A 12730-nucleotide genomic window follows, 5' to 3' on the forward strand; every position below is an offset into this window, starting at 1 on the left:
TGAAAGTGATATGTATAAAATGTTAGTAAAGAATTTAATTTTTTTAGCGTTGTTTGTTACCGTCGCTGTAGTCACTGGCCAAGAAACCGGTGTGATCACGGGCGTGGTCATTGACGCGAAAACCAAAGAGTATCTTGCCGGAGTGAATGTGCAGATACTGGGCACAACGCGCGGAACGGTAGCCGATATCAACGGGCAGTACCGGTTGGATAAATTGGCCGGTGGGACATACCGCCTGCAATTTTCACTGATCGGATATGCGCCGCTCATCAAGACCGATGTCATTGTCACGGGGAACAAGCCGTTTCGGCTCAATGTTGCAATGGAAGCGGAAAGTATCGAAGGCGACGAAGTGATCGTAACGGCGGGATATTTTGAAGAGCAAAATCAAACTAAGACGAGCACGGCTAATCTATCCCGTGAAGAAATACGGCGATTTCCCGGCGGTTTTGAAGACGTCGTGCAAACAGTGGCTACACTGCCCGGTGTGGCGGTCAATGGCGGCGGTGGACGCAATGATTTACTGGTGCGCGGCGGCGGTCCGTCAGAAAATTTGTATATCGTCAACGGGTTGGAAATTCCCAATATCAATCACTTTGGCACGCAGGGAAACAACGGCGGTTCGCTGAGTTTCATTAACCTGGATTTCGTGGATAATGTTGATTTTTCGACAGGCGGTTTTTCGGCACGGTACGGTGACAAGATGTCATCCGTCACACAACTTACATTGCGAAGCGGACGCGATGATCGTATCGGCGGTAAAGGGCTGATCTCGGCGACGCAATTTGGCGTCAACACCGAAGGACCATTGGGAAAAAGCGGAAACTTTATCATGTCGGCCCGACGGAGTTATCTGGATTTTATTTTCAAAGCCGCCGGATTTGCTTTCGTGCCGAGGTACACGGATTTTAATGTGATCGGTCAATACGAACCATCGCCGCGTGATAAATTCACTTTTCTCGCATTGACGGCACTTGATGATGTGAGTAAAAATAATGAAAAACGGAAAGATCGTATTTTTAATTCCGGGCTTCTTGATAATGAACAATTCATACAAGTCGTCGGTGCCAGTTACCAGCACAACCTTGAAAAAGGATTTTGGCAGGCTACAGCCAATGTCAATTTTTCAGGATATCGTTTTTCACAAAAAGATACGACGCTGCGCGAATATTATAACAGCCGTGCCAACGAAGTGGAAACGAATGCTTCCGTTCAGCGGTATTTTGTGATTAATAAATCCATGGGTATTTTGACCGGATTGAGTATGAAATCCGTCAATAATCGCAATGAAACCGTATTTGGTGATACGATCGTGGATCGCAACGGTAATCGTATACCCGCGGATTCGCTGGGCCTAGCGGGATTGGATGAAACACGTGCGTCAGCGTATAAATACGGCGGGTTTACGGAAATGGATTGGGTCGTGTCGCCGCGCCTCAATGCTAATGCAGGTTTACGCGTAGATCGGTACTCGGCTTTGGAAAAAACAACGTATGTTGCTCCGCGTTTGGCATTCAAATATAAAATATCGGACAAATCCAATCTTAAATTGAGCGGCGGAACCTATTATCAATCGCCATCGTACGTATGGTTAGTCAATCCGGCTAATAAAAAACTCAAAGCATTGCGCAACGACATGGTCGTAGCGGGTGCGGACCGTTTATTGCGTCCGGATGTGAAGTTATCCATTGAGACATATTACAAAAAGTACAGTCATCTGCCGACCGGAACACAACAAGGTATCAATGATTATATCGTCATTACAAGCACCGGCACCGGGTTTGGTGGGCGCGAAGATAATTTTCAATCCTTCGGATATACGACGTTGGTTTCGCGTGCAACTGGAAAAGCGTTTGGTGTCGAAATGTTACTTCAAAAGAAATTTTCTGACATACCATGTTACGGTCAAATCAGTATTACGGTGGGTAAAAGTACAGTGGTAGCGGGTAACGGTAAAACCTATCCCAATCCGTTTGATCAGCGCTTTATTTTAAATGTTTCCGGCGGTTATAAATTGAATACCAAATGGGAATTCAGCGGTAAGTTTCGCTATTTTACCGGCGCTCCGTATACACCGGTTTATCGTCCTCAGGATAATCCCGTGCAACCGGGTGTCGTTCAAAATCTTCCGGATGAGTACCTTTCCAAACGTCTGGGAGCGAGCCATCATCTGGACTTACGCGCGGATCGGTATTTTAATTATGAACATTGGCGGCTTATTATTTTTATGGACGTACAAAATGTATATAACTACAAAGTCAAAACGCCGCCGTCGTACGATTTCGCGGAGGATAAAGTGACCCGTGGTGATCGCATAGGGATACTGCCTACGATCGGTATCAGTGCTGAATTTTAATCTAATGGAGAAGGATATGCCGAAAATATTGATTTGCGTAGTCGTCCTGAACCTAACCGGTTGTGGTTTTTTTATCACGCCCCGCTCTTCAGACCAGGCATCCATTCGCGAGGAAAATTTAGTGGCTCATTTGACGTATCTTGCATCGGACGAATTAGAAGGACGGGAGGCGGGTACACGCGGAGAAAAATTAGCTGCCGGTTATATCGCCTCACAGTTAAGACAAAACGGTGTTAAACCTTTTGCGCTCGCCCGAACGGCGGACGGCCGAGACAGTCTGTCGTATTTTCAGGAATTTTCTTCGACCAAAATTGCGATCGGCAAACATTCATCCGTGATTTTTTATGACAGCGCAAGCGGGAATTCGTACACCATGCCTTATGCCGAAACATTTAGTAATTTTCATGAATATGTAGATAATTGTAATACTTCTGCACCGCTCGTTTTTGCCGGGTTTGGTATCACGGCGCCGGAATACGGATACGATGATTATGCAGGTCTGGATGTACGCGGTAAAGTCGTATTAGTGCTTGATGGTGAACCGACATCGGATGATGATCAGTTTTTCGACGGGAAAATAGTAAGTTCGTATAGTAGCGCTTTATTTTATAAGAGGCATCGGGCAAAGGAATTGGGTGCGGCTGTGTTGTTTGTGTTATCATACCAAGCGCTTTTGGAAAAATGGGATGACTATGTGGATTTCTTCGGATCCAGCCGCATGATTTTTGATCCATCGGTTTTACCAAAATCGGAGGGCGAACGGGTTCCTTTTTATTATTGCCATATGGCATTTGCCAAACGTGCATTGGCATCCGCTGAGACGAATTTTGAACAAATTCAATCTAAGGCGCAGTCGGGTGCGATGGTGCCGCGGTTTACTGTGAAAAATATACGTTGCGATGTACGTGTCGAACGCACGGTTACAGAAGTGAAAGCGATGAATATTATCGGTAAAATCGAAGGCCATGATCCGGTATTGAAAAATGAATATGTGGCTATCGGGGCACATTTCGATCATTTGGGAGTCAATGCGTCGGCCGCCATATTTAATGGGGCGGATGATGACGGTTCCGGCACGGCCGCAGTTTTGGAAACGGTTCGTTCGGTATTTGTTTCACAACAAAATAAACGTTCGGTATTAGTTGTATTTCACGGAGCGGAAGAAAAAGGGCTGATTGGTTCAAAGTATCTGACCGATCCGGCCACCGTCAACGCGTGGGCATGGAAAGACGTCACTGCACAAATTAATATGGATATGGTAGGAAGGGAAAGTGTAGATAGTATTTATGTGATCGGCTCGGGCCGCCTTAGTTCACAACTCAAATCAACCAATGAATCCATTAATCGCGGAACGGGCTACTTTCATTTTGATTACACATTTGATCGCGACGATGATCCTAATCAATATTACTACCGAAGCGATCACTATAATTATGCCAAATTAGGTATTCCCATCGTTTTTTTCTTTGACGGCATGACGTCCGATTATCACAAACCCAGCGATGATGTTGCTAAGATCAATTTCAAAAAATTATACAAAATCACCGATCATACGCGCCGGCTATTGATGAATCTGACCAATAGGCCGGAGCGACTTGTCGTGGATAAACGCTAAACGATGTTTCTCCGTCGTAAGGAAATAAATATAGACGAATTTCTGCGCCCCGGATCGCGCGGGCACGGCTATGTTGTTAATTTTCATCGTAAATACTTCGATGTGTTCCGCGGTACAGATTTGGAAAATCAGGACGCATTCATCAATGAGGTATATATCGGGTTATCGTCTATTCGCGAAGAGAGCATTCGCGAAAAAGCCGATCATTATCTGATGAAAGCCGTTTATTTTCGTTGCTGGCGTTTATTTGAAGATAGTAAAGTATACAAACAGTCCGAAGTACCGGCGAGCCGTGCGCAACGCGACAATGAAGATGATGATGCCGTAACGCGTGCGCCCTCGACGACCCCGCTACCTGATTCACCTCTTTTAGCTCAAGATTTGCTTGAACATATCCATCGTTTTCGTATGACATTGAATTCGCGAGAGATCGTGATACTCAATGGGCTGATTGATGAACTGACTGTTGCTGAAATTGCTCGAAAAGCCGGAATCACAATAAATTATGCAGGCGTACTGATACACAGAGTACGTGAAGCGTTACATGTTTATTTAGAAGTTATCGGGTATTTCAAAAAAAATAAAAAAAAGTTGTAAGTATTTTATTGCTATCCGTACTTACTGTTTGTGAGGAGTTAGTTTAGTGCAAAAAAAGGCCGTATTATGACAGATGATGAGAAAAAAATAAATCTAGATTTCTTGGACCCGTTACGTCAGATTCCGTCCGTGATATGGAATGCCGAGAAGATGAGCCGTTGTATTCACGGGTACTCCGTTATGAGTAAATATGAACGGGATTGGTTTGATACGCAGATTCGTGAAGAAGATTCCGCCCGTAATCTTTTTGAACAAGTATTTGATGATGATATTCTTTTGGATCCGTCCTATCGCACAGAATCTCCGCTCATACAAAAAATGAGCAAAGGAATCCAAATACGCTGTGCGACGGGACTGACATTGCAAATAGATCAATCCACGGCGTTGATTTCTGAAGCGGGTCCGACGTGGATCGGCCAAAGCGCATTAATTACGTCGGTAGGGTGGTCCTTACGGATTCTTGAAGTACAAACAGGGTTAAGGTTACCATGCGCATCGCTATCTGAACAATTTTTTAGCGAACTTAAAGTTTGTAGTGTTTCGCTTGCCGATAAAGAAAATTTAGTTCGCACAGATAGGCCTGTATGGTATATTTGGTCGGCCGCTGCAACGATTGTCGTGATGATCATGGCCGGTATATGGTGGCTGCAGAAGCCGACTGAAGTTTTAACGACGGATACGAAGCCTGATATTTCCAAAGATACACTCGTGGTGCCTCAACATCACCTCACGGAACAACCCCAAGTCGCATTGCCTCTGCAGCAAACACCAAAGCCGAACAAAGAAAAATTATTGGCAGCGCATTTCGAACCGAATGCCGTTCTTGAAAATTTTATCGGACGTACATACCGCGCGGAGGTACGTATAGAAATAATCCAGCCCTCTTCTGGGGATACGCTTCGCGGGCCTTTGGTTTTTACTTGGAAAAAATCGGATCCTAATGTAAATGTTACGGTAAATATTTTAAACAATCGTAATGCTTCGGTATGGGAAGCTAATACGAAAGAAGATCAATTGTCGTATAACGGTGTATTGACACCGGGATTGTATTATTGGATTATCAAGTCCGGTGATGTGCGTCTTGATGTACGAAAATTTTATATTCCTGTTCAGTAACCGATCAAAACAAACGCGCCCCAATCGCCGGGGTAGGATGTGTGTTGTTGTGCTATCCATCGTTTTTGTGTTTTTTGCAGCGCCAGGCTCAGGTTTTTTTCAGTAAAGACATTACGATAAAACTCTGTCATAAATTCGGCCGTCAAACGGTCATCTACCGGCCAGAGTGACACAAGCACGTGTCTTGCTCCGGCGTAAATGAAGCCCCGTGTTAATCCGATCACCCCTTCGCCTTTTTCGATTTTTCCCAGCGCCGTTTTGCAGGCACTGAGTGTTACCAAGTGGGCTTTGAGACGGAGGTTGTATATTTCTCCGGCATATAATATATCTTCTTTCACGTCAACCGAGTCGTCGGAGTAAAGAGCAATGCCTGATAATTTCGGATTCACTTCATTTATAAAACCGTGACTGGCCACGTGGATATAACCGTAATGGATCAAGGTGTCATTTAATACTTGTTTTTTTGTTGCCGCACGGTGGACTATGATTTTAGAATCCAATTTTCTTTGGGAAAAGAGCGATTTAATTTGTTTTACCTCTTGAATACTGTAGGGTAAAGTCGGAAAACCTTCCCCCTTTTGCTGGATTTGTCGTGAAGAGGTTTTTGTTGAGTCGTAAAATTTATATGATTGAATATCGCCGCTCGTTACGCTGTCATCAAATACCGGTGCAATGCCATAGAATGAATTGGGTGCGATTGTAGAATGGGATGATAATAGCATATCTGCTGACATTAAATACTGTATCGAATAATCCTCAGATAGATAACGAGCACGCGTATTTTGTTTATCACCTTCGGTAAGCTTTGCTTTCATTAATAATGTTTCAAACGGTAAATAATATAACATGCCGTCCGGAATAATAATTAGTGGGGTTCCTATGGCTATTGATTCCAACGAAGGTTTAACCCATTGATTATAAAATGCTATTGAATACCTCTCATACGAAGAAATATCAAGATCAGTAAGTCCTTGACGTATATGTCTAATAGTGTATTCAAAGGTACTGTCTTTGCTTTGAGCAATCATGGTTTTAGTTTTATCCGTCAATCGGATAATCATAATCAAGGAATCACCGACAAAATAATCCAAAACGACACCCGGCCTGATTTTCAGATGATTTTGAATATCTGAAATATTCGGCACGGTGATATCATATTTTAACTGATAGTAAGCAGGGTTTGTTTTTTCAATCGACTGCTGCAGAGTTTCGTATCTGCTTTTTAGGTCGAAAAGTATTTTAGCTGTGTATGATTGTTCGTCTGAATTATTGAATTTACTGCTCTGTGGCGATGGTGTGTATTTTGTTTCATAGAAAGCAATTTGAGTTTTTAACTCGCGTTCTAAGCGGAGAATCGAATCGGAAATTGTAGCAAAATTCCGAACCTGGAGTTCATGTAGAGCTTCACGTAATGTCCCGGCTTTACTGCGTTGTGACATAACAAATGCGCGATCAATCCATTTATTGTCGGAAGTAATATAATAGGCTTCAGAGATAGTTTTTAATGCCGATTCATAGATTATTTTGGCTTTGGAACCTAAAAAGATTTTGGATCCTTCAAGGCGGTAACCTTGACGGAGAATATCTATCCATGATGCCGTAAGGTTATAAACATTATAGGATTCTTCTAAGTACAACAATTTCTTTGTTCGATCGTATTGCTTTTTAAGAAGCCGTGCTTTTTGAGCGAGGATAACAATTGTACCGGTTTCAGGGCGGATCAATTGCAGAGGAGGATTTTCACTAATTGAGGAGTCAGAAAATGCTGGTAATTGTGTTATGAGAGCATTCTGAGTGTAACGTAATGCAACTTCTACATTGTTATTTTGCTCAGCGATTTCAGCGCGATGCATCCACATCTCAGCTATTTCAGGATTTTTTGAACCAAAGGCCTTGTTTGCCATTTCGATTGCTGCAGAAAAAAGTGAGTCAGACAGGAAAAATTCTTTTCTTTTCCCATGGATAATCGCTAGGTAAGTCATGTTTTTAGCGACTTCGCCGTGAATTTTATATTTTTTTTTATTGACTGCAAAAGCTGAATCATAATAAAATAGTGCTGAATCATTATCTCCCAGTTCGCGATAAATATTTCCAATATTACCAAGGCTCGCGGCAGCGGCAATAGAATTTATCCCGAATATATTTTGGCGAACTTGTAATGCTCTTGACTGATAGTCCAGCGCTGAACGATAGTTTTGGCGATTGTAGTTGAGGATGGCCAAATCTACATAACTCCCAGCCACATCCGGATGATTTGTCCCAAAAGCTCGGATACGAGACGATAGCGCTTTGGCATGATAATCTGCAGATTTTTCGACATCTCCCATAATGTCATAACAGATGCCGAGATTGTCGTATATTAAGGCGGTACGTGGATGCTCATCACCCAGTGTTTTGATGCGAATGGTCAAAGCTTTTTTATAGTACTCTTCTGCCGATGTATAATCTCCAAGCCTCCTATAGATGACACCAATGTTGATATAGCTTGAGGCTACCGAATTGTGAAATGGGCCAGAAGTAGATATTCGTATTCGCAGCGCCTCTTTAGAGTAAAATAACGCACTATCAAATTTGGATTTGTCGGAGTATATAATACCAATCATATTATAAATAGCGGCAACATCAAAATGGTCATAACCAAGTTTCGCAATGCGAATTTGTAAAACAGAACGATTTGCCTCTAATGATGAATCTAAATCACCTTTACTCCACAAAGTAATAGTTATAGCACTCAAAACTTTGGCGTACGACAAGTTATCTGAGCCTAGGTTTTGTTTAATTTGCTCTAAAGCCATATAGCCTTTTGTGAGAGCTAAATCATATCTGGCCACTGTGCGGTGTGTTTCAATTATTTCTGAAGCGATGTCGGCAATACGCTCCCAACATTGATGTGATTTATATGCCTCATAAGATTGGTTTAAGTAAATGAGAGCACTGTCATATTTCAGAACTTTCAAAAACTGTTGTGCTGTAGTGTAGTCGCGTTGAGCCTGAAGCGTATCTTTAAGGGTTTGTGAAAACGAATAGTCTGTAGGACAATGTAAAAACAATATTGACCATGATAGAAATAATAATGGTAGCTTATTCATGCGTTCCCCTTTACAAATGCTATAGCCCTCTCTTCCGACCAATAATAACCTTTTTTAGAAGATGCAGGAAAACCGACATGTCCTCCGTCCCGAGGCATTTCTAAAGTAATGTGAGTATGGTGTTGTATCTGTGCGATCGGAAAACACGATGGGCCTAAAAACGGATCGTTTTGTGCATTGACCAGTAATGTCGGTATCGCAATGTTATCCAAAAACGTCACGGCACTGCACCGGGACCAATAATCTTCAGCGTCGCGAAAACCATGTATCGGTGCCGTATAGCGGTCATCAAATTGGCGAAATGTTTTAATTTCTGAAAATCCTGTGTCACTGATTTGTCCGGGAAACATCGTTGATTTCAATTTTATTTTTTCATGAAGCATGCGCAAAAAACGACGCATGTAGATGCGGCAGGCAGGAGACTCCATTGTTAATGCCGATGACTTGAGGTCCACAGGAACTGAAAATGTGACCGCTTTACGGATAGCCGGATGGACTTGATTTCCCTTGTCACCGAGATATTTGAGGGTCATGTTTCCACCCAAACTAAATCCGATCAATACAATTTCCGTATATCCTCGGCTGAGTCCATGATGTATGACGACTTCTAAGTCTTCGGTGGCTCCGCTGTGGTATGAACGCAGCAAACGATTCGATTCACCGCTGCATCCGCGATAATTCCAGGCGAGAACATTCCAACCTTCTTCATGAAATCGTTTGGCCATGCCGCGCACGTAAGTGCGCGAGGTATTCCCCTCAAGACCATGCGATAGGATTGCCAGTTTGGTTGATGTGTGCGTAGCGAGCCAATCCAAATCCAGAAAATCATCATCCGGTGTCGTTATGCGTTCACGCGTAAATGAAACGTCATGTACTTTCCGAAATAACGTCGGAAAAATCGTTTGCACATGGCCGTTAAAAAGAAGTAATGGCGCCCGGTATGTTGATGCTTCGATTAAAGGCATAGTCCTTCTATAAATTACGTTTCCAAAATTCAATCATGGTTTTGCATAGATGCAGTTTGGCCGCTGTATCCGTAAACGTATGTTTGCGCATGGGGTACATCATCATTTCAAAACGTTTATCCGCGCGAATCAGCTCGTCAACAAAGTGCCATGTATTTTGCGGATGGACATTATCGTCATACGTGCCATGCACTAGGAGTAATCTTCCGCTCAGGTTTTTCGCATACCGGTTGAGATCTGTTTTAAGATAACCATCCGGATTTTCCTGAGGGGTCTTCATTGTAGCTTCACCATATTTGGTATCATAATAATGCCAACTAGTGAGCGGAGCGACGGCGACACCGGCTTTAAAAAGCGAAGTTCGTGTCATGGCCAGTAGAGTAAAGGTTCCGCCACCACTGCGACCCCATATGCCAATACGTTCGGGGTTAACGAATGATCGCGTTTTAATCCAAGCCACGGCATCCTCTAGATCGCGTAATTCACCGTCGCTGGCTTGCATGCGGACAACGGTATTTTCCAGTATTTTGCTGATTCCGGTAGCGCTTCTATTATCCACGGTGATGACGATATATCCGTCGCGCACCCATAACTGATGCGGCATGATGGTTTCTTTCGGCCAACGGTGATTGACTTGCGGTGCGCTCGGGCCACCGTACACATGGAGAATGACGGGGTATTTTTTGGTCGAATCAAAATCGGCAGGACGCAGCATCATTGCGGGCATCGGAAAACTGTCACGCGTGGCGATCGTAAAAAAACGGTATGGTACGAATCCCAAAGTACGCGCATACGTTGTATCCGCCGCGGCGATCACTTGTTTGATGGAGCCGTCCGGTTTGTGCAACGTAAGGGAAGGTGGTGTATCGGCGGATGAATGATGGTACATTAGAAACCGTCCGTCCGGACTTAGTGTCGCATCATACGTACCATCTTTGATCGAAAGTCTTTTTTTATTTTTTCCGTCAAAACGAATGCTGTAAATGTGGCGTTCAATCGAAGATTTTTCCAGTGACTGATAATATAAGGTCTGCGTTTTTTCATCTATACCGACCACACCGCCTTTGCTGTACAGCGTTGTCATTTGTACAGACCATGTTCCAGACGTAACGGGACGTATCAAGCGCCCGTCACTTTGATAATGATACAGATGCGTGTATCCGCTGCGTTGAGACGACCAGATAAATTCGCTGCCACCTTTTAAAAAATACAAATCGTTGTGTTCGCGGACAAATCCGGAGTTGGTTTCTGAAAGTATCCGTGTAGGTTTTCCGGAAGCCGCATCTACAAAATAAAGATTCAATTCGGTTTGCGAACGGTTCATCGTCTGCATGGCCAATCGCTTGTTGTCGGGAAGCCATTTTACCCGCACGATGTATTCATACGTCAGGCCGGTCATATCCACAGCCACCGTTTTTCCGGTATTCATGTTTCTGCAGTGCAGGGTAGCGATAGGATTGACGCTTCCGGTTTTAGGATAACGTTGGTGTATCAATGCCGGAACGGCGGGTTTATAATCCTGAAAAACCACATCGTCAACTTGCGATTCATCAAATTTATAAAACGCAAGTAGCGAACCGTCGTCTGACCAAAAGCTGCCAAGCTCTTCGCGATCGTAGATTTCTTCCCAATAAACCCAGGACAAACGACCGTTTAGTAATGTCGAACTTCCGTCGGAGGTGATCCGTGTTTCTTTTTGCGAAACAAGATCGTAACTAAACAAATCATTGTGGCGGACGTAAACGACTTTTTTTCCGTCCGGAGCAAGCCGGGGCGCCATTTCTTCGTCCGATGTCGCGGTTACGCGCGTCCATTGTGATGTTTTAAAGTGAAAGATAAATACGTCGCCTTCAAAAGAAAATAAGGCCAGCGATCCAGATGCATCCAAACCCTCCGGCCAAGGCAATGCGGGGGGAGCGGAGGAGATATGTTTTTGTAAACCCGCGATAGCCGTACGCATATCAAAGAGTGTAAAGCGTTCCCCGCTTTGGGGATTCAACATTTGATAAGAACGTTCGGACCATGCGACGCGTGTGTCGTAAAGTATAATGGTATTCTGCGAAGTCCAAAAATAAGAAGGCGCTTCGGTGCGTTGTTTAATTTCACCGTTGTACAGATATTCAGGTGTGAGTGTTACGTTCGTTTGAGCGTAAACGGGCGCGGTTATCATCGCCGCTATGATCCATAATAATCTTTTTTTCATACATCACTTTGCCGGTATTATGGGTTGTTATGCATTGTTGGGATTCATTCGAAGCTGGATTGCGTGCAATTTTTTTCCGGTACGATACCCGTGAATTCCCATAGCCGGTCCGATCATCCAATACGTTAAGCCGGCCCAATTGGCCATAGCGGAGCCGCCGTATAAAAGTAAAGAGGTTGAAAAAAGCGCAATACCGATATTGATGATATATGAACGCCGTTCGGAACGGGCAATGAAAATCTCTGCTTCATTAAGTTCAAATCGCGCGCGAAGACGGTACGCATGGTGGTACAGCAAGGCATAGATACCGCACACGGCGATGTATCCTGCATTGTAGATGTACATCATGTCGTCGCCTTGACCCGCCGCGATCGGCGGTTGTTCATAAGCAACACCCAACATCATATTGACGACGAGGGTCATGACAAATTTGAGCGGATAAACAAAGAATAACACTACAAAAAGGAGCGCGGCATTCCAAACAATTGTAAAACGGTCTTGTAAACCGAAACGTCTGAAAAATTTATAATGCCAATACCATAACATCACCAAGATCGTAAAACACGTGGCAAATGCCGGGAAACCGCGCATGGTTTCCAAAAGCTGGGAAAGGTTTTTGGGTACTTCAAGTGAAACGACCAGCAAAGTCATTGCAAAAGCAAATACCGCATCGCTGAAAGCTTCCACACGGGTGACTTCATGCCCGCGCCAGCGAAAATGAGGGTCAAGCGCTTGATTACTCAGCATAACGACCTCGCTAATTTCGAAGTTAGTCTGGAAAAAGAAGAA

8 protein-coding genes are annotated in these 12730 nt (G+C 43.8%); 4 read left to right on the plus strand and 4 right to left on the minus strand.

Annotated elements, in window-relative coordinates:
* Positions 1–10 precede the first annotated feature (10 nt).
* The 4 genes from HUU58_09045 (at position 11) to HUU58_09060 (ending at position 5684) form a co-directional block, all read left to right on the plus strand.
* Complete coding sequence (locus HUU58_09045) at positions 11–2356, plus strand: TonB-dependent receptor (GenBank protein NUN45817.1); 2346 nt, start codon at positions 11–13, stop codon at positions 2354–2356.
* Positions 2357–2372: 16 nt separating this feature from the next.
* Positions 2373–3971, plus strand: coding sequence for a M28 family peptidase (locus HUU58_09050; GenBank protein ID NUN45818.1), 1599 nt, complete (start codon positions 2373–2375; stop codon positions 3969–3971).
* A 3-nt stretch (positions 3972–3974) separates the two neighbouring features.
* Positions 3975–4568: a sigma-70 family RNA polymerase sigma factor gene (locus HUU58_09055; GenBank protein ID NUN45819.1), complete on the plus strand. Its 594-nt coding sequence runs from the start codon at positions 3975–3977 to the stop codon at positions 4566–4568.
* A gap of 180 nt (positions 4569–4748) precedes the next feature.
* Positions 4749–5684, plus strand: coding sequence for a hypothetical protein (locus tag HUU58_09060; protein ID NUN45820.1), 936 nt, complete (start codon positions 4749–4751; stop codon positions 5682–5684).
* On the opposite strand, the gene HUU58_09065 is transcribed toward HUU58_09060, so the two are convergent.
* Genes HUU58_09065 through HUU58_09080 form a run of 4 tightly spaced genes read right to left on the minus strand, consistent with a single transcriptional unit; the run spans position 5678 to position 12688 of the window.
* A complete protein-coding gene (locus tag HUU58_09065) occupies positions 5678–8773 on the minus strand; it encodes a CHAT domain-containing protein (GenBank protein NUN45821.1) in 3096 nt (1031 codons plus the stop codon). The two genes, HUU58_09060 and HUU58_09065, sit on opposite strands and share 7 nt — an antisense overlap.
* Entirely contained in the window at positions 8770–9738 is a 969-nt protein-coding gene (locus HUU58_09070) for an alpha/beta fold hydrolase (protein ID NUN45822.1), read from the minus strand. The genes HUU58_09065 and HUU58_09070 overlap by 4 nt, the downstream gene beginning before the upstream one ends.
* A 7-nt stretch (positions 9739–9745) precedes the next feature.
* Positions 9746–11941 (minus strand): S9 family peptidase, encoded by a 2196-nt coding sequence (locus HUU58_09075; protein ID NUN45823.1) that lies wholly within the window; start codon positions 11939–11941, stop codon positions 9746–9748.
* 27 nt (positions 11942–11968) lie between these two features.
* Positions 11969–12688 (minus strand): DUF1211 domain-containing protein, encoded by a 720-nt coding sequence (locus HUU58_09080; protein NUN45824.1) that lies wholly within the window; start codon positions 12686–12688, stop codon positions 11969–11971.
* Positions 12689–12730 lie beyond the last annotated feature (42 nt).

This window comes from bacterium (assembly GCA_013360215.1).
Classification (GTDB): domain Bacteria; phylum CLD3; class CLD3; order SB21; family SB21; genus JABWCP01.

Coding starts and splice junctions, on each gene's coding strand:
- HUU58_09045 (NUN45817.1), top strand. CDS start 11: ATGTATAAAATGTTAGTAAAGAATTTAATTTTTTTAGCGTTGTTTGTT.
- HUU58_09050 (NUN45818.1), top strand. CDS start 2,373: ATGCCGAAAATATTGATTTGCGTAGTCGTCCTGAACCTAACCGGTTGT.
- HUU58_09055 (NUN45819.1), top strand. CDS start 3,975: ATGTTTCTCCGTCGTAAGGAAATAAATATAGACGAATTTCTGCGCCCC.
- HUU58_09060 (NUN45820.1), top strand. CDS start 4,749: ATGAGTAAATATGAACGGGATTGGTTTGATACGCAGATTCGTGAAGAA.
- HUU58_09065 (NUN45821.1), bottom strand. CDS start 8,773: ATGAATAAGCTACCATTATTATTTCTATCATGGTCAATATTGTTTTTA.
- HUU58_09070 (NUN45822.1), bottom strand. CDS start 9,738: ATGCCTTTAATCGAAGCATCAACATACCGGGCGCCATTACTTCTTTTT.
- HUU58_09075 (NUN45823.1), bottom strand. CDS start 11,941: ATGAAAAAAAGATTATTATGGATCATAGCGGCGATGATAACCGCGCCC.
- HUU58_09080 (NUN45824.1), bottom strand. CDS start 12,688: ATGCTGAGTAATCAAGCGCTTGACCCTCATTTTCGCTGGCGCGGGCAT.